Genomic DNA, 25891 nt, shown 5'->3' with positions numbered 1-25891 from the left:
ATGAACCGAACCGAAGCACTCGACATGGTCAGGGAGTCGATCTCCCGTGTCGTCCCGGGCGCCGATGTCGCCGCCCTGGGGCCCGACGACGCGTTCCGCGACGTGCTGGAGATGGATTCCCTCGACTTCCTCAGTTTCGTCGAGGTCCTCAGCGAACGGTCCGGCGTCCGCATCGACGACGAGGACACCCCCCGGCTCACCACGCTGTCCGGCAGCGCCGACTTCCTGCTCGCCCACTCGGTTCCTCTGTCCTGAGCAGGCGGACCCCGATGAGCGCTGAGGCGACCGGCGCGGCCGACGAGACGCGCGTGCTGGTCGTGGAGGACGACCGGGGCATCGCGGAGTCGTTGGTACGCGGGCTGCGACAGGCCGGCTACGCCGTCGAGGACGTCCGCAGCGGCGGCGCCGCCCTGGCGGCCGCCTCCCCCGATGTCGTCCTGCTGGATCTGGGGCTGCCGGACATCGACGGGGTCGAGGTGTGCCGGAGGCTGCGTGCCCGGTCGGACGTCGCGATCATCGCGGTGACGGCGCGGGGTGAGGAGGCGGACCGGGTGGTGGCCCTGGACGAGGGGGCCGACGACTACCTGGTCAAGCCGTTCGGGCTGGCCGAGCTGCTGGCGAGGATCCGTGCGGTGCTGCGCCGGCGGCGCCCGGCCGGGCCGGAGATCGTCCGGCACGGTCCGCTCGCCCTCGACCTGCGCACCCGGCAGGTGTCGGTCGACGGACGCCCGGTGGCGCTGACGCCGAAGGAGTTCGCCATCCTGGAGTGCCTGGCCGCCGATCCGGGCCGGGTGGTGAGCCGGCAGCAGATCCTGGAGCGGGCCTGGGACGCCCACTGGTACGGACCGACGAAGGTGCTCGACGTGCACATCGCGGCGTTGCGCCGCAAGCTCGGCGTACCAGGGCTGATCGAGACGGCCTACGGGCACGGCTTCCGGCTCGGGCCGGTCCGGACACCCCCGGAGTAGCCGTGACCCGCCGTATCACCTGGACGCTCGTGGTCCTGACCTCCGTGCTGCTGGTCCTGGCGGTCGTGCCGCTGGCCGTGTCGCTGACGGCGCGCGAGCGCGTCGCCTACCGCGACAGCCAGCGCGCGGCCACCCGGGTGATCGCCGCGGCGGCCGAGGAACACCTCTCCGACGGCAGACCGGCCACGACGATGCGCAAGGAACTGAATGCCGCGGCCCGGGCGGGTGACTGCGCCGCGGTGTACGACGCCTCCGCGCGGTGGGTGGCCGGTACGCCGTGCGAGGCGGCGCAGGGTGAGGAGGCGGCGGAGCTGGTGGCGGACGTACTGCGCGGAGGCGAGCCGGAACCCCCGGAGAACGAGGGGCGTCTGCTGGCCGCGGAACCGGCCGGTGATGTGCGTGAACCCGCCGGCGCGGTGGTCCTGGCCCGTTCCTCCGCTCCCCTCGATGCCCGGATCGCCGCGATCTGGGGCTGGTCCTCGGCGATCGGTGCCGCGGGGCTCGCCGCCTCCGTGCTGCTGTCCGTCCGCCTCGCCCGCTGGGTGAGCCGGCCCCTGTCGACGCTGGACGCATCGGCCCGGCGGCTGGGCGAGGGGGCTCTCGACGAGCGGGCCGACGTGGGAGCCGGTCCGCCGGAGGTACGCCGGCTCGCCGCCACCTTCAACACCATGGCGGCGCGGACGGAAGCCCTCGTGCACGGCCACCGCGCCGTGATCGCGGACGTGTCCCATCAGTTGCGCACCCCGCTGGCCGCGCTGCGGCTGCGTCTCGATGTCCTGGCCGCCGGCGCGGACGACGCCACCGCCGCCGATCTCGCCGCCGCCCAGGAGGAGATCTCGCGGCTGTCCCGGCTGGTCGACGGGCTGCTGGCGGTCGCGCGCGCCGAGCAGGCCACGCCCCGCCCGACCGCCGTGCGCATCGACGAGGTGGTGGCCGAACGCGTGGCTGCCTGGGCGCCCGTCGCCGAGGAACGCGGCATCCGGCTGGCCGCCGGGTCCGACGGTGCGGCGCCGATTGTCGCGCTGGGGGCGGGGCACCTGGAGCAGATCCTCGACAACCTGATCGCCAACGCCGTGGACGCCGTGCCGTCCGGCGGGAACATCACCATCGACCGCCGTGCGGCCGGAGACGTCGCACGCGTGCGTGTCCGGGACGACGGTCCCGGGATGGCCGCCGGGGCGAAGGCGGTCGCCTTCCGCCGGTTCGGCAACCCCGAGGCCGGCGGTACCGGGCTCGGGCTGGCCATCGTCCACCGGCTGGTCACCGTCAACGGCGGCACCGTACGGCTGGAGGACACCCCCGGGGGCGGGCTGACCGTCGTACTGGCGCTGCCGCTGTGGCCGGAAGGCGGACGGGGGCGGGCCGGCGGACCGAGATCTTAACCGGATCCGAAGACGACCTGAGCAAGTTCCCCGGTGCCGTCGGCCCAGCCTGGAGATGTACACGGCCGACCCGGCCGCTGACCTCGAGGAGCCCCGCCATGGCATCCGCACCCGACGGCTTCCCTCCGAAGCCCCCACCGACCGGTCCCCTTGCGCGCGATCGCGGCCTGCGTCGCAGCCGCCGTCTGACCCGGTGGATCGCCGTCGCGGCCGTGGCCGGCGCGGCGGGGCTGGGCAGCCTCTACACGCACCTGCTGCCGGGAAGCCCGCCAGTTCCCGCCCCGGCCGTCACCCCGTCCGCGCAGAACCCCGGGACTTCCTCCTCCGCCCCGGCGGGCGAGAACGAAGGAAGCGACCATCACGAGGACGGCGGGGACGAGGGCGCGGCGCCCGCCGCTCGACCGGCACCGCAGCCTCCCGCCCAGGCACCGGCTCCGACCCGGCAGCAGCCGCACACGACGACGGGGGCGTCATGACCGCGCACACGCACGCTCCCTCCCCCGCCCGGACCGTCTTCCCCGCCCTGGGCACCACCGCCACCCTGCTCGTCACCGCCCCGGGCGCCCTGCCCGTCGCGGAGGAGGTCCTGCGGACCGAGCTCCGGGCCGTCGACCTGACGTGCAGCCGCTTCCGGCCGGACTCCGAACTCACCCGCGTCAACCTGGGCGCGGGTGCCCCGACGACCGTGAGCGAACACTTCGCCGACGCGCTCCAGGCCGCCCTGCGGGCCGCCCGGATCACCGGCGGCGCCGTCGACCCGACCGTGGGCAGCGCGGTGATCGCGCTCGGCTACGACCGTACCTTCGCCTCCGTACGCCCCGACGACGCACGCCCGGTGCCCGTCGGCCGCCGCGTGCCCGGCTGGCGAAGCATCAGGTGGAACCCGCGCACCCGGCGGCTGTGTCTGCCTCCGCGCACCCGTCTCGATCTGGGCGCGACCGCCAAGGCCCTCACCTCCGACCGGGCCGCCCGGCAGGCCGCCGCGGCAACCGGCTGCGGCGTGCTGGTCGGTCTCGGCGGCGACCTGGCGATGGCCGGGCCGGTCCCGGAGGGCGGCTGGCGGGTCGCTCTCGCCGACGACCACGCGCGGTCCGTGACGGAGCCGGGCCCCGCCGTGGCCGTGACCGGCGGGGCGCTGGCGACCTCCGGCGTCGGGGTGCGTACCTGGCGGCGCGGCGGGCGCGCCCTGCACCACATCGTCGACCCGGTCACCGGGGAACCGGCCGCGCCCGTCTGGCGCACGGTCACCGTCGCCGCCGCCACCTGCGTGGACGCCAACACGGCCAGTACGGCGGCGGTCGTGCTCGGCGAACGGGCTGTGCCCTGGCTGCGCTCCACCGGCCTGCCCGCCCGCCTGGTCGCCCTCGACGGCACCGTCGTACGTGTCGGCGGCTGGCCCCCGGACTCCCCCGCCCCCGGAGGTGCGCGATGACGACCCTCGCCCTGACCGGCAGCCCTCTGTGGTACGCCAGTCGTGCCGGCGGCACCCTCGCGCTGATCCTCCTCACCGCGACCGTGGTGCTCGGGATCGCCTCCGGCGGGCGGTCCGCACCACGCCGGATCGGCCGGTTCGAGATCGCCCTGCTGCACCGCAATCTGTCCCTGCTCACCCTGGTGTTCCTCGTCGTGCACGTGGTGACGGCGGTGCTCGATCCGTTCGTGCACCTGGGATGGGCGGTGTCCGTGATCCCGTTCGGGGCGTCGTACCGTCCGCTCTGGCTCGGGCTGGGCACGTTCGCTGCCGATCTGCTGCTCGCGGTGCTGGTCACCAGCGCTCTGCGGCTCCGGCTGGGGGTGCGGCGCTGGAAGGCGGTGCACTGGCTGGCCTACGCCGCGTGGCCGCTCGCCCTGTTCCACGGTGTCGGTACCGGCACCGACACCCGGCTGCCCCTCCAGCTGTGGCTCTACGCCGTGTGCCTTGCCTCGGTCGTCGCCGCCGTGTGGTGGCGCCTGGCGAAGGCCGGTCCGGGACGGGTGGCCGGGCGCCTGGCGGCCGCCGTGACCGCGACCGCCGTACCGGTGGTGCTGACCGCGTTCCTGGCCGCCGGGCCGCTGCAGCCCGGCTGGTCCCAGCGGGCCGCCACGACCGCGCTCCTGATCGGAGGCGGACGGTGAACACCTCGACTGCGGCCCCCTCCGGGCCCCACCGCGGGAGCCTCGGACCCGACTCTTACGGTGCCCGGCTGCTCACGGGATGGCATGCCACGGGACGCCCGGCCACCCTGGCCGATCACCTGCGACACCACGGGCCGCCTCCCCTCGCCGGGGACATGCCGGGACCGCTGGTGGACGCCGTCGAGGCGGCCGGGCTCACCGGACGCGGCGGTGCCGGGTTCCCGACGGCGCGCAAACTGCGGGGCGTGGCGGCCGGCCGCGGCCGGCCCGTGGTCGTCGTCAACGCCATGGAGAGCGAACCCGCCAGCCGCAAGGACCAGTTCCTGCTGGCCGTCGCACCCCATCTGGTGCTCGACGGTGCCGTCCTCGCGGCGGCCGAGGTCGGGGCCGACACCGTCCACGTGTGCCTGCCCCGCACCCGCACCGCCCAGCACCGGCAGCTCGGCGCCGCCGTGGAGGAGCGGCGACGCGCCCGCCTCGATCCCGTACGGATCCGGCTGCACGCCCTGCCGCACGGTTACGTCTCCAGCGAGTCGACGTCACTGGTGCGCTGGCTCGGCGGAGGCCCGGCCCGCCCGCAGGGCAGCCCTCCGCACAGCCACGAACGCGGCCTCGCCGGGCGCCCCACTCTCGTCCACAACGCCGAGACGCTCGCCCACCTCGCCCTCATCGCCCGCCACGGACCCGACTGGTTCCGGCAGGCCGGCACCGCGGAAGAGCCCGGCACCACGCTGGTCACCGTCTCCGGAGCCGTCGCCGCTCCCGGTGTGCTGGAAGCACCGCTCGGCACACCGCTCGCCACGGTGCTCGACCGTGCCGGGGGCCCCACGGCCCCTCTCCTGGCCATCCTGCTCGGCGGCTTCGGCGGCACCTGGCTCCCGGCGGAGAACGTACACACGCCCCTGGCCCGCCGCGACCTGGCTCCGCTGGGCGCGGCGCCCGGCGCGGGCGTCCTCGTCGCGCTTGCGCGCTCGGCCTGCGGGCTGGTCGAGACGGCTCGGATCCTCGCCTACCTGGCGGCCCACGGCGCCCGCCAGTGCGGCCCCTGCCGCTACGGACTGCCCGCCGTCGCCGCGGACTTCGCGGCCTTGGCCGCCGGACGGGCCCACTCGGAGCTGATGTCCCGCCTGCACCACCGGACCGCTCTGCTCCCGGACCGGGGCGCCTGCCGTCACCCCGACGGTGCCGCCCGCCTGGCCGCCTCCGCCCTGCGCGTCTTCGCCGGTGACGTCGACCAGCACCTCACCCACGCGACCTGCCCCGCGGCCCACCGGCCACCGGCGATCCCCGTGCCACCCGCCACACCCCCGGAGACCTGGCGATGACCCCGGCCCGGACCCTGCGCGTCGACCGCATCGCCTGCACCGGTCGGGGACTGTGCGGCGAACTGCTCCCGGAGCTGATCGACCTCGACGAGTGGGGCTACCCGATCCTCAAGGACCGGAGCGTCCCCGACCGGCTGCGCGCCCACACCCGACGGGCCGTCGCCGCCTGCCCCCGGCTGGCCCTCCATGTCGACGACGGGTGAGGGCGGATGGCCCGGACGGGTGAAGGCGGCAGGCCCGGCGGGCGCGTGGACTCGCGGTGCGCGTCAGTCGCCGTCCCCGCCGCCCGACGCCGTCTTGGAGAAGCCGTCGTGCCATGCCGCCTTCGCCCCCGAGTCGCCGATGCGGTAGACGTCCACGACGGCTCCCGCGGCCACCACGAGGGACAGCACCGCCGCCGCGACCGGCACCGGCACGGCGGGCCGGCGTGCGCCGCCCGAGGCCCGGAGGCGGAGGCGGCACGGCCGGACGCCCACCAGACGGCGGCGGCCAGGACGAACAGGCCCCCGGCCCAGGGGAGCAGGCCGTCGTCGCCCAGCTCGGCGTGCCGGCGCACCAGGGCGTCGCCGTCGACGTGTCGCTCCAGCCACTCCCCGGCCCGAGTGCAGGCGCGGTCAGCGGAACGAGGACGACGACATGCACGAGCAGTATGTGTGCGGGCAGGCCGTTGACCAGGCTCACCGGTGAGATCCTCCAGCGCGTCGGGGTGCCCTGTGTCGATCGGGCACGCCGGCCTGGCACAGCAACTTCTCAGCTTCTTCTGAGGATTTCGCGTGCCGTCCGTCCGGCCCGGAAGCAGGGCCGGACGTCCCCTTCCGTACGGCCGGGGTGCCGCGGTGGGATGGAGGGAACCGATCCGGCGGTCACCGTGCCGGATCCACCGAGGTGCGCCATGAACCACTCCCCTCTCGCCGCGCGACCGCGCCGCCTGACCGCCCCGGACGTGTCCCGGCGGCTGGAACCGGTCCTCCTGGCCGTCACGGCGACCGCCCTCACCGGCGGCGGCCTCGCCTGGCTCGCCGGTGCTCCGGACCTCGCCGACCTGTTCTGGGCCGTGGGTACCGTGGCAGCCGTCGTCCCCGCGGTGTGGTGGGTGCTGGCCGCGTTGCGGCGCGGACAGGCGGGCGTGGACCTGATCGCCGTCCTCGCGCTCGGCGGGACCCTGGCCGTGGGCGAGTTCCTGGCCGGTGCCCTGATCGCGCTGATGCTCGCCACCGGGCGGACCCTGGAGGCCGCGGCGCAGCGGCGCGCCTCCCACGACCTGCGGGCCCTCCTCGAACACGCGCCGCGCTCCGCACATCGGCGCACGGACGCGGGAGTGACCACGGTGCCGCTGGCCCAGGTCGTCCCCGGTGACCTGCTCGTCGTCCGTCCCGGTGACGTCGTTCCCGTCGACGGCCGTGTGCAGAGCAGCGTCGCCGTCCTCGACGAATCGGTGCTCACCGGTGAGCCGGTCCAGGTCGAGCGGCTCCCGGGCGCGTCGGTGCGCAGCGGCGTCGTCAACGCCGGAGGCGCCTTCGCACTGCGCGCCACCGCCACCGAGCGGGACAGCACCTACGCACAGATCGTGCGTCTGGCCCAGGAGGCCGGGGCCGAGTCCGCGCCCGTCGTACGGCTGGCCGACCGCTACGCGGCCTGGTTCCTGCCGCTCTCCCTCGTCGTCGCGGGGCTGGCGTGGCTGATCAGCGGTTCCGCCGTCCGTGCGGTCGCCGTCCTGGTCGTCGCCACGCCGTGTCCGCTGCTGCTGGCCGCGCCGGTCGCGATCGTCTCCGGCCTGTCCCGAGCCTCCCGTCTCGGGGTGGTCGTCCGGGACGGCGGCGCACTGGAGAACCTCGGACGTGCCCGCACCCTCCTGCTCGACAAGACCGGCACGCTCACCCGAGGCCGCCCGCGCGTCCTCGACGTCGTCGCCGCTCCCGATCTGAAGCCCGCGGACGTCCTGCGTCTGGCCGCCTCGGTCGACCAGTATTCGCCGCACGTCCTGGCCCAGGCCATCGTCGACGCCGCCGGGGAACGGGGACTGGAGCTGACGGTCCCGACGGACGTCAGAGAAGAACCCGGCCGGGGCGCCACCGGCACCGTTGCCGGACGGCACGTGTCCATCGGGCGCCTCGACCCCGGCCGCCCACGGCCCGCCTGGACCGGGGCGGTCGACAACCGCGCCCTCCTCGACGGCGCGGCCGTCGCCTGGCTCGCCCTCGACGGGGAGCCGGCCGGCGCCGTCCTGCTCCGCGACCCCCTGCGCCATGACGCCCCGCGCACCCTGCGCCACCTGCGCGCGGCCGGCATCCGGCGGCTGCTGATGCTCACCGGCGACCGCGCCGCCCCGGCCCGGGAGGTCGCCGCCGTCCTCGGCCTGGACGACGTACGGGCCGAGCTCAGCCCGGCCGACAAGGTCGCCGCCGTGCGCGCCGAACGCGAGCACGCGGTCACCGTGATGGTCGGCGACGGTGTCAACGACGCCCCGGCCCTGGCCGCCGCCGACATCGGTGTCGCCATGGGCGCGCGCGGCTCCACCGCGTCCTCGGAGGCCGCCGACATCGTCCTGACCACCGACCGCGTCGACCGCCTCGCAGACGCCGTCGTCATCGCGCAGCGCGCCCGCCGCATCGCCGTCCAGAGTGCCCTCGGCGGCATGCTGATGTCCCTGGCCGCCATGGCCGCGGCCGCGGTCGGCCTGCTCCCGCCGGCCGTCGGCGCGCTGCTCCAGGAGGGCATCGACGTCGCCGTCATCCTCAACGCCCTGCGCGCCTTGCGGGTCGACCAGAGTGCACGCCCGGCCCTCACCCCCGCCGCCGAAGCGCTCATCCACCGCTTCGCCGACGAACACCACGACCTTCAGGACGTCCTCGACGCCGTACGCGACGCGGCCGACCGTCTCTCCGACGCACCCGGCCCCACAGCCCTCACCGCCGTGGAGGAGACCCACCGCCTGCTCGTGGAACGGCTGCTGCCCCACGAGTACGCCGAGGAGCACGAGCTCTATCCCGCGCTCGCCCCCACCCTCGGCGGCCCCGAGGCCACCGCCACCATGAGCCGCGCCCACACCGAGATCGAGCGCCTCTCGCGGCGCATCGCCACCCACCTCGAACTGGCCCGCGCCGACGGCGGCCTGGCCCCGGAACAACTCGACGACCTGCGTTCCTGCCTCTACGGCCTCAACACCGTCCTGCGGCTGCACTTCACCCAGGAGGAGGAGAACTACTTCTCCCTCGCCCCGTGAGGATGCCGGCTCGCACCGCCACGACGGCGTCGACGAAAGCGGTTTCCCGTGACCGACCTTCACGGCCGGCTCGTCGGCGTGGTCGGCCGACAGGTCGGGCGGCACCTGGTGGATCCGCGTGCCGTCGAAGTGACCGTGCTGAGTGGCGTGGTGACATGGACGGGACGGCTGGACAAGGACCTCGTCCCCGAACTGCGGCGCGCTGGAACCGGCCGCGCGGGGCGGCGGCCCCGGTGGCCGGCCGGCGGAGGAGGTCTCCGATGGTCCGGGGTGAGGCGGCAAGGCCCGAGGCCGAGCGCCGGCTGCTGCGGGGGCTGCTCCTGAGCGGGGAACAGGCCCGCGACGCGGCTGCCCCCGCCAACGCGGCTCGGGTGCACGCCGAAGCCGCTCACGCGCGTGGCGCCCGCACCGCCGCCGAGCTCGTGGGCGCGGAGGTGCTGAGCACCCGGCACCGGGGGCCGCGCCCTGCGGCGCCACTGGATGCCCCGCCTGCGGGAGGCGCTCGACCGGGCCGACCTCGCGTGGGAGCAGGCCGGGCACGAGGACGGTGTCCGGCGGCGGTGGGCGACTCGGACGACAGAGCGGACAGAGCGGTGAGGGCTCACTGGAAGGCTGCGTCGATCTCCTGCTCCGTAGCCGTGTGGGAGACGAGGAGGAGTTCGTCGCCGGGGCGCAGCCGCTCCGCCGGGTCCGGCGCGGTCGGCTGTCCGTCGCGGACGATGGTGGCGACGACCGTGCCCTCGGGCAGCGCGATGTCGCCCAGGGCCCGGCCCGCCGTCCTGGACCGTTCGGTGATGGCGGTCTCGATGACCTCGACGCCCGCCTTGCTGAGCCGGAGCAGGGCGACGGTGTCGGTGGCGCCGGTGGCCTCCTCGATGAGCGAGATGAGCGGGGTGGCGGAGGGGACGGCGACGTCGACGCCCCAGCGTTGGTCGAAGAGCCAGGCGTTGTCGCCGTCGTTGACCCGGGCGGCGACGCGGGGCACCGAGAACTGCCGTTTGGCGAGGAGGCTGATGACGAGGTTGTCCTCGTCGTCGCCGGTGGTGGCGATGACGAGGTCGGCGGTCAGGACGCCGGAGTGTTCCAGGAGGGCCGGTTCGCAGGCGTCGCCCGCCACCAGCCGCACCGGGACGCGGCCTTCGATTGCGGCCAGGCGGTCGTCGTCGGTGTCGATGAGGGTGACCTCGTTGCGGGCGGCACAGAGCACCTGGGCGATCTGGGTGCCGAGCCGTCCCGCGCCGGCGATGAGCACGTTCACGTTCCCAGCTCCTTGTCGAGGAAGCCGCGCAGCCTGCCGAGCGCGGTGGCGGCGACGGCGAAGGTGACCAGGTCGCCCGTCTGCGCGGACGTGCCGTGCGCGGGGATGAGGGAGCGGCCCGCGCGGGTGACCTCGACGACGCGGATCTCGCCGTCGACGTCGAACTCGGACAGCCGCCGGCCGGCGAGGTAGGCGGGCACCTCCGAGCGGACGAGCAGGGTCTCGCCGTTGCCGAAGCCGAGTTCGGGGCTGAGGTGGCGGTGCAGCAGCATCCGGTGGAGCTGGTGGACGGTCCAGCGGACGCTGGTGATGGTGGGGATGCCGAGGTCGCGGTAGATGTCGGCGCGCCGTGGGTCGTAGATGCGGGCGAGGACGATCGGCACGCGATAGGTGTCCTTCGCCGTACGTGCGCTGACGATGTTGCTGTTGTCTCCGGAGGTGACGGCGACGAAGGCGTCCGCGTGCTCGATCCCGGCGGTCCGAAGGACGGCGCGACTGAAGCCGTTGCCCTCGTGGAAGCGGATGCGGGGGCTGTCGGGCAGCCGCCGGGCGGCCTTGGGGCGCCGGTCGACGACCTCGACGTCGTGTCCTTCCGAGGCGAGCAGGGCGGCGAGGCCGGCGCCCACCCGTCCGCAGCCGACGACGATCACTTTCACCGTGGGGCTCCTTTCCGGCGCGCGTCGTGCCGGCGCAGCCACGCCTTGCGGATCTCGTCCGCGAGCAGGGGCAGGGTGCCGAGTGCGGCCAGGACGGCCCAGTCGGCGGCGTCGAGCGGGGCGGTGTTGAAAACGGCCTGCAGCGGGGGCAGGTAGCTGATCGCGGCCATGAGGGCGACGCCGAAGCCGCCCGCGGCGAGCAGGGCGGGGTTGGACAGCAGGCCCACCTTCAGGATGCTCTGCCGTTCGGTGCGTACGGCGAGCGCGTTGAAGAACTGGCTGAGCACGATCCCCGCCTGGACCATGGTGATCGCCTCCCGGTAGACGGGCGTGTCCTTGGTGAAGTCGTCGAACGGGATCCCCGAGGCGACGACGTGCCAGAAGAAGACGGCGGTGACGCAGGCCGCCTGGATGCCGCCGAGGAACAGGATCCGTCCCAGCACGGCGGCCGAGAACAGCCGCTCCCGGCGCGAGCGCGGCGGACGCTCCATGACATCGGGCTCGGGCGGTTCGGCGCCCAGGGCCAGGGCCGGCAGTACGTCGGAGCCCAGGTCGATGGCGAGGATCTGCACCGCGCTGATGGGCACCAGCGGGAATCCCGCGAAGGTGGCCGCCAGGATCGGCACCAGTTCGCCGATGTTGTGGCTGAAGAGATAGACGAGGAACTTGCGGATGTTCTGGTAGACGGCGCGGCCGAGCCGTACCGCCGCCGCGATGGAGGCGAAGGAGTCGTCCAGCAGGACCATCGCGGCCGCCTCGCGGGCCACGTCGGTGCCCCCGGCCCCCATCGCCACACCGATGTCCGCGTGCTTGAGCGCGGGGGCGTCGTTCGCACCGTCCCCGGTGACCGCCACCACCTCGCCCCGCCGCTGGAAGGCGGTGACCACGCGCATCTTGTGCTCCGGGCTGACCCGGCACAGCAGCAGCTCGGACGGTTCGGCGAGCAGCGCGTCGAGCTCGCCTTCGTCCATCGCGTCGAGCCGGGCACCCGTCACGACGACCGGATCGGGCCCCTGTACGATCCCCACCCGGCGGGCCACGGCCTCCCCGGTCAGCGGGTGATCCCCGGTGACCATGACGATCCGGATGCCGGCCCGGCGGCATGCGGCGACCGCGTCGGTGACCTCCGGGCGCGGCGGGTCCAGCATGCCCACCAGTCCCAGCAGGGTCAGCCCGGACTCGGCCTCCGCCTGCGCGGGGCGGGGCCCGTCCACCTCCCGCCGCGCGACGGCCAGCACCCGCAGCCCCTGGGAGGCCAGCGCGTCGCCCGCCGCGACGACCGCCGCACAGTCCCGCTCCGTCAGCGGCTCCTGCCGTCCCTCCCGCTTCCTCGCGGTGCAGCGCGTCAGCACCTCCCCGGGGGCTCCCTTGACGTATGCCTGGTGGCCCGTCGCGGTGCGGTGGACAGTGGTCATCAGCTTCCGGTCCGAGTCGAAGGGGAACTCCGTCACCCGGGGTGTCGCGGCCGCCTCCGCCTCCAGGTCCAGACCGGCCTTGGCCGCTACGACGAGCAGCGCGCCCTCGGTCGTGTCGCCGAGCACGCGCCAGTGCTCCCCGGGGCCCGTCGGCGGCACCAGCCGGGCGTCGCAGCACAGGCCGGCCACCCTGAGCGGCTCGCGCACCGGCGCCGCGTCGGCGACCTCCCCGCCCGGGGCGTAGCCCACGCCCGTCACGTCATGCGTCACGCCGTCCGCCCACACCCGGGTGACGGTCATCTCCGCCTGGGTGAGCGTGCCGGTCTTGTCGGTGCACACCACGGTGGTCGATCCGAGCGCCTCCACCGCCAGCAGTTGCTTGATCAGGGCCTGCCGGCGCGCCATCCGCCGTACGCCGATCGCCAGGGACACCGACAGGGTGGCGGGCAGCCCTTCCGGCACCAGCGCCACCATCACCCCCAGCGCGAACACGAACGCCGGCAGGACCGACTCGCCGGTGGGCAGCCGTACGACGAACATCAGGGCCCCGGTCGCCAGGGCCGCCCCCGCCACCCGGCGGGCCATGACGGCCACCTGGAGCTGAAGCGGGGTCTTCTGCCGCGGCGCGGCGGCGGCCAGCCGGTAGATCCGCCCGAACTCGGTGGACGCGCCCGTGGCGATCACCACGGCACGCCCGGATCCGGCGACGACGTCGGTCCCCATGAAGACGCAGTTGCGGGCCTCCAGCGCGGGCCCGGCCGCCGCCGGTTCGGCCGTGCGGCCCACCGGGTTGCTCTCACCGGTCAACGGCGCGTTGTCGACCGCCAGTTCGTGCGCCTCGACCACCCGGCAGTCCGCCGACACGGCGTCCCCGGCCTCCAGCACCACCACGTCCCCCGGCACCAGGTCGCGGGCGGGCACCTCCAGCCGTTCCCCACCGCGCAGCACCCGGCAGGCGTGCGGCACCATCGCCGCCAGGGCCTGCGCCGTGCGCTCCGCCGAGTACTCCTGCGCGAAGCCGATGGCCGCGTTCAGCACGACGACGGCCAGGATGGCGATCGCCAGTTGCAGGGTGCCCGCCTCACGCGGCTCCTGAAGTCCGTACGCCAGGAAGGTGATCGCCGAGGCGACCAGCAGGACCACCGCGAAGAGGTCTGTGAACTGGGCCGCCAGGTCCCGCCATACGGCTCGGCGCCGCGTCCGCGGCAGTTCGTTGGGCCCGTGCTCCTCCAGCCTCTCCGCCGCCTGCGCCGGCGTGAGGCCACGGCGTGTGGTGTCCAGTGCGGAGAAGACCTCGGCGGCGGCGAGTTCTCGCACCCGCGGCGACGGGCCGGAGTCGGGCGCCGTCGTCGTCCGTTCACCGGCGCCGGGCGGGGCCTCGCTCGTGCGCATCAGACACGTCCGTACGGTGACGGGGACGGGATCGCCGCACGGATGACGCGGAAGGCCTTGCATGAGGCTTCCATCACCAACTCCCGGAGTCCGGCGGCGGTCTCACCCTCTCGCGGTTCAGGCGACGGCGCCCTCTGATCGTGTTGCCGGACCGACCGGGGTCACCAGGGCCGTCCGGGTCAGGGGGCCGGGCCGTCCGGCCCTCGGGTGGGGACGGTGATGACGGGGCAGCGGGCGTGGTGCAGCACTCCCTGGCTCACCGAACCCAGCAGCATGCCGGCGAACCCGCCGCGCCCGCGCGTACCCACGACCAGGCCGAGAGCGTGCTCCGAGGCTTCCGTCAGGACGCGCACCGGGTGACCGCGGACGACCTCGTGGTGCAGTTCCACCTCCGGGTGCGTCGCCGTCCGGCCCGCGACCGTCTCGGACAGCACCCGACGGCACTCCCGGATCGCAGCGCCCTCGTCGAGGACCCCCAGGAGCGGTGGGTGCCACACGTACAGGGTCCTGACGGCCGCGCCGCGCAGGGCCGCCTCCTCGAACACGAGATCGACCGCGGCCGTCGAATGCGGGCTGCCGTCGACACCGACCACGAAGTACGCGGGCTGCTGCGTGACGTGTTCCGGCTCCGGGACGACCACGACCGGGCAAGGGGCATGGGCGGTGAGGGGGAGCGCCACGGAGGCGGAGCCGAACAGTTCGCGCCGGGTACTCAGATGCCAGGACCCCACGACCACCATCGCGGCGCCCTGTGCCTCCTCCCGCAGAGCCCATGCCGGCTCCCCGTCGGCCAGCGTGGCCGACACCTCCACCGCCGGACGCCGGGACCCGACGAAGGCGGCCGCCTCGTCGAGCGCCCGTTCCCCGACGGTGCGCAGCGCCTGGCCCCACTGCTCCCAGGCCGGCCGTGCCTCTCCCTGCCGGTATCCGCCGAACAGCACCCCCCGGACGTGGACGAGACGCAGCGGCAGCCCCCGCCGGTCCGCCTCGTCGGCGGCCCAGGCCAGCGCGAGCCGCTTCGCGGGGTCGGGGTCGACGCCCACGACGATCGGCCGACGTCCGTCCGCACCGACCATGTCGTCCTCCCTCTGACCTCGACATCGGCTTCGGCCCGCTCTCCCTCCAGCCTCACCCCGTCCGTCGGACACCGCCACGCCACGGCTCCACGAGCGCGCAGCGGCTCCGCGGCGTCGGGCCGGTTGGGGCCGATCGGCCCATGCGGCTCGCGCGGGTCCGGCGGAGAGTGGAGGGAGGGACCGCACACGACACGAGGAGGCGGAAGTCATGTGGCACCGGATGGTGAGCGACCTCATGACCACACCGGTCGTCGGCGTGCGCCGGGACACCGGCTTCAAGGAGATCGCCAAGCTGCTCGCCGAGCACGACATCACCGCCGTACCGGTCGTGGATGACGACGACCGCGTCCTGGGCGTGGTCTCCGAGGCGGATCTGCTGCGCAAGGAGGCGGGCCTGCTGGATCCGGCCGGTCTGCTGCCGGTCCTGCGCCCTGGGCCCGCCGACCGCGCCAAGGCGGCGGCCACCACCGCCGAAGGGCTGATGAACAGCCCGGCCGTGGCGGCCAGGCCGCAGTGGACGGCGGTGGAGGCGGCCCAGGTCATGGAGCGGCACCACGTCAAACGGCTGCCGGTGGTCGACGAGGCCGACCGACTCGTCGGTCTGGTCAGCCGGGCCGATCTGCTGCGGGTCTTCCTCCGGGGCGACAGCGCCATCCGGGAGGAGATTTCCGGGGAGGTGCTGGTACGCACCCTCGGTGTCACCCCCGGTGCGGTCACCGTGCGCGTCGTTGACGGACGGGTGTCGCTGACGGGCACCGTCGAGCGCGCTTCGCTCGTCCCGGTCGTCGTACGGCTGTGCCAGGGCGTGGACGGGGTGGTCGACGTCGCCGCGGAGTTGCACCACAGGGTGGACGACACCGCGTCCGCCCCGCCGGGACCCGAGACGTCACACCGCGCCGGACTGGCCTCCTGACCGGGGCTGGAGCTGATCGCCATGAACGCGGTGACGCTCCTGCGAACGCCCATCCCCCGTTGCGCCTGGACATGGGTGCCACCGAAACGTGACCTGACGAACCCGAGACGAGGTGGTCGGACATGACCGGCACTCCGCACATCGTGAGCGATGTGATGACCCAGACGGTCGTGGCCGTCGGACGTGACGCGCCCTTCAAGGAGATCGTGCGGACGATGGAGCAGTGGAAGGTCAGCGCCGTGCCGGTGCTGGAGGGCGAGGGACGCGTGATCGGTGTCGTCTCCGAGGCGGACCTCCTGCCCAAGGAGGAGTTCCGTGACGAGGAGCAGAGCCTCACGCTGCAGCGGCAGCGCCTGGTCGATGTCGCGAAGGCCGGTGCGACCAGGGCCGAGGAACTCATGAGCACCCCCGCCGTCACCGTCCACGCGGACGCCACCCTCGCCCAGGCCGCGAGAATCATGGCCGTCCGGCATGTCAAGCGGCTGCCCGTGATCGACGGCATAGGGATGCTCCAGGGCATCGTCAGCCGTGCCGATCTGCTCAAGGTCTTCCTCCGGCCGGACGACGAGATCGAGGAAGAGGTGCGCCGCACGGTGGTGTCGTACCTGTTCCCGAGCTTCAGCCACGCCATCCATGTGGACGTGCACGAGGGTGTCGTCACCCTGCGCGGACACATCGGCGACTCCTCGCTCATCTCGGTCGCCGTGCGCCTGGCACGCGCCGTCGAGGGCGTCGTGGACGTCGAACCGCAGCTCACCGGTGAGTCGAGTGACCCCGGCGGACGGCGGGCGCACGGTTCCTGAGCCGCTGTCGTCCAGTCCCGTGCGTCGTCCGGAGGTGAAGGTCCTGCTCCTCGGCTCCGTGAGTTCGGCCGTGGCGGCCCGCGCACACCCACGGGTCTGCTCGAGGAGCACCGCGTCAGCGGGCTCCCGGTGATCGACGACGACCGCGAGGTCGTCGGAGTGATCTCCGACCCGACCTCGTACTGCGCCGGGATCGCAGGCCGCAGCCCGAGGGCGTCCGGGCTCGCTGCCGGCGTCTGCTCAGCGCCCGTGCCCGGCCCACCGAGGCCGGGAACCGTCCCGGGGCGGCCGACGGGGTGATGGCGAAGCCCGCCGTGGACGAAACGGGCACACTCGTCGGCGTCGTCACGCGCCGGGACCTGCTCCAGGTCTCTTGCGCACCGACGACGAGATCCGGCGGGACGTGCGGCATGAGGTCTTCCTCAACACGCTCTGGCCGGCCCCGTACACCGTCGAGGCAGCCGTGGAGAACGGCGTGGTCGGTCACGCTGACCGGTCAGCCGGCACGGCGCAGCGGGGTTCCGATCGCGGTCGGTATGACGCGGCGCCCGGACGGCGTCGTGGACGTCGTCGACCACCTCTCCTACCGCATCGACGCCAGGCCCCCTCAGCCCACCCGCCTCGCCGCGCACGGTGTCGCCGACGACCGCCACGCGCCGTTCAAGGACGTCGTACGGCTCATGGAGCGGTGGAAGCTCCCTGTTGTGTCTGCATGCATCCACCCGGCGGCAGGCCCGGCGTGCGCCCCTGCCGCATGTGCCTCGCGCCCCACGACGGGACCTCTCCGGGGATGTCTCGGGCAAAGGGGTGCGGATCCGCTGGGCCGACCGGCCCTGTGGAGGGGACCGACAGCACCTGCCCCTTCGGGTCCCGACGGGCGGAGGCTGAAGAAGTACCCAGCCAGAAGGCCGACGGAGGAGACCGACGTCATGGTCCGTTACGTGTACGACTTCACCGAGGGCGGCCGTGACCTGGCCGGCCTGCTGGGCGGCAAGGGCGCCAATCTGGCCGAGATGACCCGGCTGGGGCTGCCGGTCCCGCCGGGCTTCACCGTGACCACCGAGGCCTGCCGGGCCTTCCTCGCCACCGGCACCGAGCCGGAGGGGCTGGCCCAGGAGGTCTCCGACCGTCTCACGGCTCTGGAGGACGCGGCGGGACGGCGGCTGGGGCAACCCGACGATCCGCTGCTGCTGTCCGTCCGCTCCGGGGCGCGGTTCTCGATGCCCGGCATGATGGAGACCATCCTCGACATCGGCCTCAACGACGAGTCCGTGCTCGGCCTGGCGAAGGTCTCCGGGAACGATCGCTTCGCCTGGGACTCCTACCGCCGACTCGTCCAGATGTTCGGCAGCACGGTCATGGGCGTAGACGGCGCGGTTTTCGAGCACGCCATGGCCGATCTCAAGCGGACAAGGGGCGCGGTGAACGATCTGGGCCTCGACGCGGCGGACCTGGCCGGGCTCGTGGCGACGTACAAGGAGCTGATCCGCCGGGAGACCGGCGAGGACTTCCCGCAGTCCCCGGCCGAACAGCTGCGCCGGGCGGTCCTCGCCGTCTTCGAGTCCTGGAACGGCGAGCGCGCCCGCGTCTACCGCCGCCGCGAGCACATCCCGGACGACCTGGGCACCGCGGTGAACGTGCAGATCATGGTGTTCGGCAACCTCGGCGCCGACTCCGGCAGCGGGGTCGCCTTCACCCGGGACCCGGCCACCGGGCGGCCCGGCCTGTACGGCGACTACCTGGCGAACGCGCAGGGCGAGGACGTCGTCGCGGGCATCCGCAACACCGTCCCGCTGACCGCTCTCGCGGAGCTGGACCCGGTGTCGTACGAGCAACTGCTCATGCACATGAGGACGTTGGAGGCCCACTACCGGGATCTGTGCGACACCGAGTTCACCATCGAGCGCGGCAGGCTGTGGATGCTCCAGACCCGGGTCGGCAAGCGCACCGCCGAAGCCGCGTTCGCCATCGCCGCGGAACTGGCCGACGAGGGCCTGATCACCCCGGACGAGGGGCTGGACCGCGTCGACGGGGAGGGTCTCGCCCGGCTGATGTTCCCCCGGTTCGACACCTCGGCCGTCGGCGAGCCGCTCGCGCACGGGCTGCCGGCCTCGCCGGGCGCCGCGGTGGGCGCCGCCGTGTTCGACTCGGCCGAGGCGGTCCGCCGGGCCGCAGCCGGCGAGAAGGTCGTCCTCGTACGTCAGGAGACCACCCCGGACGATCTGCCCGGGATGATCGCCGCGCAGGCGGTGCTGACCAGCCGCGGCGGCAAGACCAGCCACGCGGCCGTGGTCGCCCGCGGCATGGGCAGGGTCTGCGTGTGCGGCGCCGAGGCGATCACCGTGGACACCGGGGCGCGCCGGTTCACCGTGGGCGACACCGTCGTCGAGGAGGGCACGGTCGTCTCCGTCGACGGCTCCGAGGGCACCGTGTACCTGGGCGCCGCTCCCCCGGCCGACTCCGCCGTGATGCGGTACTTCGAAACGGGTGAGCGGTCCGGCGCTCTGGTCGAGGCCGTGGCCCGCGCCATGGAACGAGCGGACGGCACGCGTCGACTGGAGGTCCGGGCGAACGCCGACACCCCCGAGGACGCGGCCCGCGCGCGGCGGTTCGGCGCTCAGGGCGTCGGCCTGTGCCGCACCGAGCACATGTTCCTCGGGGAGCGCCGCAAGCTGGTCGAGGCGATGATCCTGGCCCGTGACGAAAGCGAGCGCGAGAAGGCGCTGGGCGCTCTGCTGCCACTCCAGCGGCGGGACTTCACCGGCATCCTGGAGGCGATGGACGGTCTGCCGGTCACGATCCGGCTCATCGACCCGCCCCTGCACGAGTTCCTGCCCGACCGCACCGACCTCGCGGTGCGCATCGCCGCCGCCGAGGCCCGGGGCGCCGTTCCCGATCCGCACGACACCGAACTGCTCGACGCGGTGGGCCGCATGCACGAAGAGAACCCGATGCTCGGACTGCGCGGCGTGCGGCTGGGCCTCGTCGTCCCCGGGCTGGTCGCCATGCAGGTCCGCGCGATCGCCGAGGCGGTCGTCGAACGCACCCGCTCCGGGGGGCGGCCCCGGGCGGAGATCATGGTGCCGCTGGTCGGCGCGGTCGAGGAACTGCGCATCGAGCGGGCCGAGGTGGAACGCGTCCTGGCCGAGGTCTCCGAGGACTCCGGCGTGCCCGTGCACTGCCCGGTCGGCACCATGATCGAGCTTCCCCGGGCCGCGCTCACGGCCGGCCGGATCGCCGAGGAGGCGGAGTTCTTCTCCTTCGGCACCAACGACCTCACCCAGACCACCTGGGGCTTCTCCCGCGACGATGTCGAGGCGGCCTTCTTCTCCGCCTACCTCGACAAGGGCATCTTCGCCACCTCGCCGTTCGAGACCCTCGACCGCGACGGCGTGGGCAGGCTGGTCCGCATCGCCGTCGACGAAGGGCGCGCCGCACGCCCCGAGCTGAAGATCGGCGTCTGCGGCGAGCACGGCGGGGACCCGGGCTCCGTCCACTTCTTCCACGCCGCGGGACTGGACTACGTCTCCTGCTCGCCGTTCAGGGTCCCGGTCGCCCGTCTGGAGGCCGGGCGGGCCGCGCTCCCCGACACCGGCACGAGCGACAGCGGGTGACAGGGGGGCGGACTCGGTGAGGGCGGGTGGGTTCCCCACCCACGCCTCTCCGCCCGTGCTGCCGCCGAGGTACGAGTGCCTGTGCCGAGGTACGACCGCCTGTCGTGGACGAGGAGATTCCGGGACCGATCAGCCCTTCGAAGGGACCGGCGGGACCTGCTCCCGGACCCCGCTGACGAGCGAGGCTGCCCGGGAGCATCACCCCTCCCATGCCGGATGCCCTGAGAGGGCGTGGTGACGGGCGTTCAGAAGGGGAGGCGTGCGCCGTACAGGGTGTGTCCGCCGACGAGTACGCGTCCTGTGACCAGTTCCAGGTCGATGCGTACGAAGACCTGCTGCGGCGTCGGCTCCCAGCGACGGGGCCCGGTCCGCAGCAGCCGGGCGTGCTCCGCGGGGTCGGTCACCAGGGTGGCGGCCCCGGTGACCACGACGCTCCATCCGGCCTGGGCTGCGGCGTCGACTTCTCGGCCTCGAAAGCGATCACCGCTCCGTCGACCGCGCTCACGAGTTCGGAGGAGGCGGAGGTCCGCACCAGCACCGCGCTGTCGGAGTCCAGGCCGAAGTCGACCGGGAGAACGGCGGGAAGCGCCCGCCGTGTGTACACGATGCGCCCCACAGGCACCTCGGCCGGCAGACGCAGACACTCCTGCCGGTCGAGTTCGCGGAATCCGTCGTTGGCGTCCATCTTCCTTCTCGTCCCTCGGCTGACATCGCCGTACGGGCACTGCCCATCGTCGACGGCCACCCGTGTCCCTGGCCAGGGGCCATCGGTTCCCCGACCGCCCGAGACCGGCCCTGCCGGGCCCGGTGAGCGCGGTGGTCCGCCCGGTCGGCCGCCTCGTCAGGCCGCCGGGACGGCGACCTCGTCGTGCGGCTGCCCGCCGAGCACCACCTTGAGGGCTCCGGTGTCGGCGGCCCGGGCGAAGACGTCGTACGCCTGCTCCATCTGATCGAGGGGGAAGGTGTGGGTGACCAACTGCGCGGTGGGCAGCCGGCCGGCGGCGGCCATGCGCAGCAGGGTGGGGGTGGAGTGGGTGTCCACCAGACCGGTGGTGATCGTCACGTTCTTGATCCACAGGTCCTCGAGGTGCAGCGTGGCGGGCCGGCCGTGGACGCCGATGTTGGCCACGCGACCGCCGGGCCGCACCATGCGGGTGCACAGTTCGAAGCTCTCCGGGACGCCGACCGCCTCGATGACCACGTCGGCACCGAGCCCGTCGGTGAGGTCGGCGATCAGTTGCCCGGGGTCCTCGGCGGCGTCGGCCACGGCGTCCGCGCCGAGCTGTTTCGCGGCCTCCAGCCGGGACGCGGCCAGGTCGACGGCGACGACCCGCTCGGGCGAGAACAGACGCGCCGTGGCGATCGCCGCGAGGCCGATGGGCCCGGCGCCGACGACGGCGACCGTGTCGCCGGGGTGTACGCGGCCGTTGAGCACGCCGACCTCGTACGACGTCGGGAAGATGTCCGCCAGCAGCACGGCGTCCTTGCTCGGCACGGATCCGGGCAGCGCGTGCACGGAGAGGTCGGCATAGGGGACGCGGACGTACTCGGCCTGCGTGCCGTCGATCAGATGACCGAGGATCCAGCCCCCGCCGCCCCGGCACTGGCCGTACATGCCGTCCCGGCAGAACCGGCAGCGGCCGCAGGAGCTGATGCAGGAGACCAGCACCCGGTCACCCGGACGGACGGTCCGCACGTCGCTGCCGACCTCGACGATCTCGCCGACCGCCTCGTGGCCCAGGACCGTACCCGGCCGCACCTCGGGAACGTCGCCCTTGAGGATGTGCAGATCCGTGCCACAGATCGTGACGGCTCCGACCCGCACGATCGCGTCGGTGGGTTCCTTGACGGCCGGGTCCGGGACGTCCTGCCATGCGGACTGCCCGGGGCCGTGGAAGACATAGCCCTTCATGACGCTCCTCACCCTCCTGTGCACGACTGACGGGATCTCCTCTCACATCCAGCTTGTCCGGCAATCGCACGATCCGCTTGAGCAGTCCTTCCTCCCTCGCCTGCCGACAGTCCCGTGGGTCAGGGCGAAAGGCACCGCCGGACCCACCCGAACAGGGACCGAACGGCCCTTCCACCCACCCCGTCGGCCCCGCCTCGGCACGGTCCAGGGCGCGCAGATAGGTGCGGCCGATGCGGCCGAGGCCGTTGATCCCGACGCGGACGGTCATGGCGGTGAACTCCTTCGAGGGGAGAGGCGGTCAGGCGTCCCAGGTCCAGTCGGCGACCTCGGGCAGGTCGGTGCCGTGCTCGCGGATCCAGGCGTGGTGACGGGTGCGGGCGTCGGCCATCCGCTGGCGTACGGCGGCGGCGCGCACCGCGAGGCCGGGGACGCGGTCGATGACGTCCATGACGAGGCGGTAGCGGTCGAGGTCGTTGCGGACGACCATGTCGAACGGTGTGGTCGTCGTCCCCGACTCCTTGTAGCCGCGCACATGCAGATTGCGGTGTCCGGTGCGGCGGTAGGCGAGGCGGTGGATCAGCCACGGGTAGCCGTGGTAGGCGAAGATCACCGGTTTGTCGGTGGTGAACAGTCCGTCGTACTCGAAGTCGCTCATGCCGTGCGGGTGTTCCTCGCGCGGCAGCAGCCGGGTCATGTCGACCACGTTGACCACGCGGACGACGAGGTCCGGGAGGTGCCTGCGCAGCAGCTGGGCGGCGGCCAGTACCTCCTGGGTGGGCACGTCCCCGGCGCAGCCGAGGACGACGTCCGGCTGGCCGCCGTTCTCGGTGCCGGCCCAGTCCCAGATCCCGGCTCCGCGCGCGCAGTGGGCTCGGGCCTGGTCCATGGACAGCCAGTCGAAGCAGGGCTGTTTCCCGGCCACGATGACGTTGACGTAGTCGCGGCTGCGCAGGGCGTGGTCCGCCACCGACAGCAGGGTGTTGGCGTCCGGCGGCAGGTAGACCCGTACGACGTCGGGGCTCTTGTTGAGGACGTGGTCGACGAAACCGGGGTCCTGGTGGGAGAAGCCGTTGTGGTCCTGCCGCCAGACGTGGGAGGTGAGCAGGTAGTTGAGGGAGGCGATGGGCGCGCGCCACGCCAGCTCCCGGGAGGTCTTCAGCCACTTGATGTGCTGGTTGACCATGGAGTCGACGATGTGCACGAACGCCTCGTAGCAGGAGAACAACCCGTGCCGGCCGGTGAGCAGGTAGCCCTCGAGCCAGCCCTGGCAGGTGTGCTCGGAGAGGATCTCCAGCACCCGGCCGTGGTGCTCGAGGTGTTCGTCGATCGGGAGGTGCAGGGCCTGCCAGGCCTTGCCGCTGACGTCGAAGACGGCCTGGAGCCGGTTGGAGGCGGTCTCGTCGGGGCCGACCAGGCGGAAGTCCCGGCGTCCGCCGGTGTCGTGCATCACCCGGGCAATGAGGTCACCGAGGACTCGGGTGGGCTCGTGCAGCGTCGTGCCCGGTTTGTCGACGGACACGGCGAAGTCGTCGAGCGAGGGGATGGGCAGGTCGCGCACGAGGAGGCCGCCGTTGGCGTACGCAGTGGCGCCGAGCCGCTTGACACCGCCGGGGACGCAGTCGAGGACGTCGGCGGTCGGGCGACCGTCGGGCCCGAAGAGCTCCTCGGGCTTGTACGAGCGCAGCCAGTCCTCCAGTTGACGCAGGTGCGCGGGGTTCTCGCGGACGCCGGCCAGCGGCACCTGGTGGGCCCGCCAGGTGCCCTCGACCGGTTCGCCGTCCACCTCGGCGGGGCCGGTCCAGCCCTTCGGGGTGCGCAGCACGATCATCGGCCAGTGGACGCGTTCGGTGACGCCGTCCTCGCGGGCGGTCCGCTGCATGACGGCGATACGGTCGAGCGCGTCGTCCATCGCCGCGGCCATGGCCCGGTGGACCCGGGCGGGGTCGTCGCCCGTGACGTGGATCGGGTCGTGTCCGTAGCCGCGCAGCAGGGCGTCGAGTTCGGACTCGGGGAGCCGCGAGAGGACCGTCGGATTGGCGATCTTGTAGCCGTTGAGGTGGAGGATCGGCAGGACGGCACCGTCATGGACGGGGTCGAGGAACTTGTTGGAGTGCCAGGACGCGGCCAGCGGTCCGGTCTCCGCCTCGCCGTCGCCGATGACGCAGGCGACCAGCAGGTCCGGGTGGTCGAAGGCGGCGCCGTAGGCATGCGCCAGCGAGTAGCCGAGCTCACCGCCCTCGTGGATCGAGCCGGGCGTCTCCGGGGCCACATGGCTGGGTACGCCTCCCGGGAAGGAGAACTGCCGGAACAGCCGCGCCATGCCCACGCCGTCCCGCGGCACGTCCGGGTAGGTCTCGCTGTAGCTGCCCTCCAGCCAGGAGTTGGCCACGATCGACGGCCCTCCGTGGCCCGGCCCCCACACGCACAGGGCATCGAGTCCGCGCGCCTTGATGACGCGGTTGAGGTGGGTGTACACGAGGTTGAGGCCGGGTGAGGTACCCCAGTGGCCGAGCAGCCTGGGCTTGATGTGCTCCGGCTTCAGGGGCTCGGTCAGCAATGGGTTGGACATCAGGTAGATCTGCCCGGCGGCCAGGTAGTTGGCGGCCCGCCAGTGGGCATCCAGGGTGCGCAGTTCCTCGGCGGAGAGAGCGGTGGCGTCCTGGTGTTCGACCTTGGGCATGGGGTGCTCCGGAAGTCATCGGTTGGTGGAGGCGGCAGGAGCGGTCACGGGCGACGGGGCACGATCACGTGGGTGGGCGCTTCTCTCACGTCCGCTCGGGTACGACCGCTACGGCGCAGGCGGCGTGGTGGAGCACCCCGTGGGCGACCCGTCCCAGCCGGAGGCCGAAGTGCCCGGGATTGCGTCGGGCACCGACCGCCAGCGGGTCGGCCGCGTGCGAGGCGGCCAGGAGAACCTCTCGGGTCGGCCCTTCCAGCGTGCGCGCGTGCACCTGCAGGTCCGCCGGCGCGTGGTTGGGCGCCTTCTCCAGGACCTCGGTGCGTGCTGCTCGTGCAGTCGCGCGGGTTCGCCGGCGAGCAGGGGGCTCTCGCGCGAGCCGTCGATGCCCACGGTGATGGTGCGGAGCATGACTTCTGCCTCCTCGGGTGAAGGACCGATTCCAGAGTCGTCGCGGGCACCCCACCGTCGGCGGTCAGCGCAGCCAGCTGTGGTCGCGGACGAAGGGGAGCCTGGCCCAGAGCCGGCCCGCGCCCAGCGTGTCGCCCGCGGCGGCAGCGGCGAGGACGATCAGGGCGACGGCGTAGACGACGTGGTAGTCGGCGAACGGGTTCGTCGACATGCTCAGTGAGCCGTCCGAGAGGTGCTTGGCCGGCGGCCACTCGGCGATCCACATCAGCGCCATCATGGCGGTGCCGGTGACGGCGGCGATCCGCAGCGCGACCCCCGCGACCAGGGCGAGGCCGATCCCGAGCAGACCGAGCATGAACAGCCAGTCCGCCCACGGGTCACCCGCCCAGGCGTGGAAGGTCGACTCCATCGGCCCGACGGCGACGGATCCGAGGAAGCCCCTGGTCGGCGAGCCACCGTCGGTCCAGGCCTTACCGGACTGGGTGGCATAGCCCAGGCCGAAGGTCTTGTCGAGGAACGCCCACAGGAAGACGAACCCGGTGAGCAGGCGCAGGGAGGCGAAGGCGTAGGCCCGCGCGGTGTGCGTGCCGGTGTCCGCCGATGCGGCGGACTCGGATGCGGACGCTTTCCGGTTCGTGCGCAGCGACGGCAGGTGGAAGCCGGAGCTCCGGTGAGGGTGCTCGTGCACGGCCATGGTCGTGGTTCCCTTCGGGGACGGTCGGGGCGTTGCCTGACGTCACTCACTCTGGCC

At 73.5% G+C, this 25891-nt stretch carries 21 protein-coding genes and 1 pseudogene; 12 read left to right on the top strand and 10 right to left on the bottom strand.

Annotated features, from left to right (window positions below; all coding sequences use genetic code 11):
• The 8 genes from AQJ58_RS20760 to AQJ58_RS20730 all read left to right on the top strand — a co-directional run bounded on the left by AQJ58_RS20760 (position 1) and on the right by AQJ58_RS20730 (position 5993).
• A complete protein-coding gene (locus AQJ58_RS20760; protein WP_067252196.1) occupies positions 1–255 on the top strand; it encodes an acyl carrier protein in 255 nt (84 codons plus the stop codon).
• Between the two features lie 14 nt (positions 256–269).
• A complete protein-coding gene (locus AQJ58_RS20755; RefSeq protein ID WP_067252195.1) occupies positions 270–968 on the top strand; it encodes a response regulator transcription factor in 699 nt (232 codons plus the stop codon).
• A gap of 2 nt (positions 969–970) precedes the next feature.
• On the top strand, positions 971–2350 hold the full coding sequence (locus tag AQJ58_RS20750; protein WP_067252193.1) for a sensor histidine kinase: 1380 nt from the start codon (positions 971–973) through the stop codon (positions 2348–2350).
• 98 nt (positions 2351–2448) lie between these two features.
• A complete protein-coding gene (locus tag AQJ58_RS41060) occupies positions 2449–2826 on the top strand; it encodes a hypothetical protein (protein ID WP_079079081.1) in 378 nt (125 codons plus the stop codon).
• Positions 2823–3782 carry an FAD:protein FMN transferase gene (locus tag AQJ58_RS20745; protein ID WP_067252192.1) on the top strand — a complete coding sequence of 320 codons (960 nt, stop codon included), beginning with the start codon at positions 2823–2825 and terminating at the stop codon, positions 3780–3782. Before AQJ58_RS41060 ends, AQJ58_RS20745 begins: the two co-directional genes overlap by 4 nt.
• Positions 3779–4465, top strand: coding sequence for a ferric reductase-like transmembrane domain-containing protein (locus AQJ58_RS20740; RefSeq protein ID WP_067252190.1), 687 nt, complete (start codon positions 3779–3781; stop codon positions 4463–4465). Before AQJ58_RS20745 ends, AQJ58_RS20740 begins: the two co-directional genes overlap by 4 nt.
• Positions 4466–4620: 155 nt before the next feature.
• The gene (locus tag AQJ58_RS20735) at positions 4621–5790 is read left to right on the top strand and encodes an NADH-ubiquinone oxidoreductase-F iron-sulfur binding region domain-containing protein (RefSeq protein WP_234360150.1); all 1170 of its coding nucleotides are present in this window, start codon (positions 4621–4623) and stop codon (positions 5788–5790) included.
• On the top strand, positions 5787–5993 hold the full coding sequence (locus tag AQJ58_RS20730; RefSeq protein WP_067252186.1) for a ferredoxin: 207 nt from the start codon (positions 5787–5789) through the stop codon (positions 5991–5993). The genes AQJ58_RS20735 and AQJ58_RS20730 overlap by 4 nt, the downstream gene beginning before the upstream one ends.
• 63 nt (positions 5994–6056) lie before the next feature.
• Here AQJ58_RS20730 and AQJ58_RS44535 read toward each other — a convergent pair whose 3' ends face one another.
• Entirely contained in the window at positions 6057–6206 is a 150-nt protein-coding gene (locus tag AQJ58_RS44535; protein WP_234360148.1) for a hypothetical protein, read from the bottom strand.
• Positions 6207–6682: 476 nt separating this feature from the next.
• On the opposite strand from AQJ58_RS44535, the gene AQJ58_RS20720 reads away from it, so the two are divergent.
• Positions 6683–9013, top strand: coding sequence for a heavy metal translocating P-type ATPase (locus AQJ58_RS20720; RefSeq protein ID WP_107122100.1), 2331 nt, complete (start codon positions 6683–6685; stop codon positions 9011–9013).
• A gap of 601 nt (positions 9014–9614) precedes the next feature.
• On the opposite strand, the gene AQJ58_RS20715 is transcribed toward AQJ58_RS20720, so the two are convergent.
• The 4 genes from AQJ58_RS20715 to AQJ58_RS20700 all read right to left on the bottom strand — a co-directional run bounded on the left by AQJ58_RS20715 (position 9615) and on the right by AQJ58_RS20700 (position 14810).
• Positions 9615–10271 (bottom strand): potassium channel family protein, encoded by a 657-nt coding sequence (locus tag AQJ58_RS20715; protein WP_067252185.1) that lies wholly within the window; start codon positions 10269–10271, stop codon positions 9615–9617.
• Entirely contained in the window at positions 10268–10927 is a 660-nt protein-coding gene (locus AQJ58_RS20710) for a potassium channel family protein (RefSeq protein ID WP_067252183.1), read from the bottom strand. Before AQJ58_RS20710 ends, AQJ58_RS20715 begins: the two co-directional genes overlap by 4 nt.
• Positions 10924–13734, bottom strand: coding sequence for a cation-translocating P-type ATPase (locus AQJ58_RS20705; protein WP_079079080.1), 2811 nt, complete (start codon positions 13732–13734; stop codon positions 10924–10926). Before AQJ58_RS20705 ends, AQJ58_RS20710 begins: the two co-directional genes overlap by 4 nt.
• Positions 13735–13913: 179 nt before the next feature.
• The gene (locus tag AQJ58_RS20700) at positions 13914–14810 is read right to left on the bottom strand and encodes a universal stress protein (protein WP_067252182.1); all 897 of its coding nucleotides are present in this window, start codon (positions 14808–14810) and stop codon (positions 13914–13916) included.
• A 208-nt stretch (positions 14811–15018) separates the two neighbouring features.
• Here AQJ58_RS20700 and AQJ58_RS20695 point away from each other — a divergent pair, with 208 nt between their 5' ends.
• The 3 genes from AQJ58_RS20695 (at position 15019) to ppdK (ending at position 20140) form a co-directional block, all read left to right on the top strand.
• Positions 15019–15723, top strand: coding sequence for a CBS domain-containing protein (locus AQJ58_RS20695; RefSeq protein WP_067252180.1), 705 nt, complete (start codon positions 15019–15021; stop codon positions 15721–15723).
• Between the two features lie 122 nt (positions 15724–15845).
• Positions 15846–16526, top strand: a complete 681-nt coding sequence (locus AQJ58_RS20690) for a CBS domain-containing protein (protein ID WP_067252178.1) — start codon at positions 15846–15848, stop codon at positions 16524–16526.
• Between the two features lie 929 nt (positions 16527–17455).
• The gene (gene ppdK, locus AQJ58_RS20685; RefSeq protein WP_067252177.1) at positions 17456–20140 is read left to right on the top strand and encodes a pyruvate, phosphate dikinase; all 2685 of its coding nucleotides are present in this window, start codon (positions 17456–17458) and stop codon (positions 20138–20140) included.
• 245 nt (positions 20141–20385) lie between these two features.
• Here ppdK and AQJ58_RS20680 read toward each other — a convergent pair.
• From AQJ58_RS20680 to AQJ58_RS20660, 5 genes and pseudogenes are all read right to left on the bottom strand, one after another.
• Positions 20386–20825, bottom strand: a pseudogene (locus tag AQJ58_RS20680) (pyridoxamine 5'-phosphate oxidase family protein).
• A 156-nt stretch (positions 20826–20981) separates the two neighbouring features.
• A complete protein-coding gene (locus AQJ58_RS20675; RefSeq protein ID WP_067252175.1) occupies positions 20982–22052 on the bottom strand; it encodes a zinc-dependent alcohol dehydrogenase family protein in 1071 nt (356 codons plus the stop codon).
• Between the two features lie 298 nt (positions 22053–22350).
• The gene (locus AQJ58_RS20670) at positions 22351–24732 is read right to left on the bottom strand and encodes a phosphoketolase family protein (RefSeq protein ID WP_067252173.1); all 2382 of its coding nucleotides are present in this window, start codon (positions 24730–24732) and stop codon (positions 22351–22353) included.
• Between the two features lie 85 nt (positions 24733–24817).
• Complete coding sequence (locus AQJ58_RS41050; RefSeq protein WP_420712169.1) at positions 24818–25195, bottom strand: universal stress protein; 378 nt, start codon at positions 25193–25195, stop codon at positions 24818–24820.
• A gap of 9 nt (positions 25196–25204) precedes the next feature.
• Entirely contained in the window at positions 25205–25834 is a 630-nt protein-coding gene (locus tag AQJ58_RS20660) for a hypothetical protein (RefSeq protein WP_067252171.1), read from the bottom strand.
• Positions 25835–25891: the final 57 nt, after the last annotated feature.

The sequence above is a fragment of the Streptomyces sp. DSM 15324 genome, from assembly GCF_001514285.1.
In the GTDB taxonomy this organism is placed as follows: domain Bacteria; phylum Actinomycetota; class Actinomycetes; order Streptomycetales; family Streptomycetaceae; genus Streptomyces.
This window is presented reverse-complemented; position numbering and strand designations above follow the sequence as displayed.

What these genes read in the sequence shown, in the direction of transcription:
- AQJ58_RS20695 (WP_067252180.1), top strand. Translation starts at nt 15,019, where the DNA reads ATGTGGCACCGGATGGTGAGCGACCTCATGACCACACCGGTCGTCGGC.
- AQJ58_RS20720 (WP_107122100.1), top strand. Translation starts at nt 6,683, where the DNA reads ATGAACCACTCCCCTCTCGCCGCGCGACCGCGCCGCCTGACCGCCCCG.
- AQJ58_RS20755 (WP_067252195.1), top strand. Translation starts at nt 270, where the DNA reads ATGAGCGCTGAGGCGACCGGCGCGGCCGACGAGACGCGCGTGCTGGTC.
- AQJ58_RS20670 (WP_067252173.1), bottom strand. Translation starts at nt 24,732, where the DNA reads ATGCCCAAGGTCGAACACCAGGACGCCACCGCTCTCTCCGCCGAGGAA.
- AQJ58_RS20660 (WP_067252171.1), bottom strand. Translation starts at nt 25,834, where the DNA reads ATGGCCGTGCACGAGCACCCTCACCGGAGCTCCGGCTTCCACCTGCCG.
- AQJ58_RS41060 (WP_079079081.1), top strand. Translation starts at nt 2,449, where the DNA reads ATGGCATCCGCACCCGACGGCTTCCCTCCGAAGCCCCCACCGACCGGT.
- ppdK (WP_067252177.1), top strand. Translation starts at nt 17,456, where the DNA reads ATGGTCCGTTACGTGTACGACTTCACCGAGGGCGGCCGTGACCTGGCC.
- AQJ58_RS20730 (WP_067252186.1), top strand. Translation starts at nt 5,787, where the DNA reads ATGACCCCGGCCCGGACCCTGCGCGTCGACCGCATCGCCTGCACCGGT.
- AQJ58_RS20745 (WP_067252192.1), top strand. Translation starts at nt 2,823, where the DNA reads ATGACCGCGCACACGCACGCTCCCTCCCCCGCCCGGACCGTCTTCCCC.
- AQJ58_RS20700 (WP_067252182.1), bottom strand. Translation starts at nt 14,810, where the DNA reads ATGGTCGGTGCGGACGGACGTCGGCCGATCGTCGTGGGCGTCGACCCC.
- AQJ58_RS20740 (WP_067252190.1), top strand. Translation starts at nt 3,779, where the DNA reads ATGACGACCCTCGCCCTGACCGGCAGCCCTCTGTGGTACGCCAGTCGT.
- AQJ58_RS20675 (WP_067252175.1), bottom strand. Translation starts at nt 22,052, where the DNA reads ATGAAGGGCTATGTCTTCCACGGCCCCGGGCAGTCCGCATGGCAGGAC.
- AQJ58_RS20705 (WP_079079080.1), bottom strand. Translation starts at nt 13,734, where the DNA reads ATGCGCACGAGCGAGGCCCCGCCCGGCGCCGGTGAACGGACGACGACG.
- AQJ58_RS20690 (WP_067252178.1), top strand. Translation starts at nt 15,846, where the DNA reads ATGACCGGCACTCCGCACATCGTGAGCGATGTGATGACCCAGACGGTC.
- AQJ58_RS20760 (WP_067252196.1), top strand. Translation starts at nt 1, where the DNA reads ATGAACCGAACCGAAGCACTCGACATGGTCAGGGAGTCGATCTCCCGT.
- AQJ58_RS20735 (WP_234360150.1), top strand. Translation starts at nt 4,621, where the DNA reads ATGCCGGGACCGCTGGTGGACGCCGTCGAGGCGGCCGGGCTCACCGGA.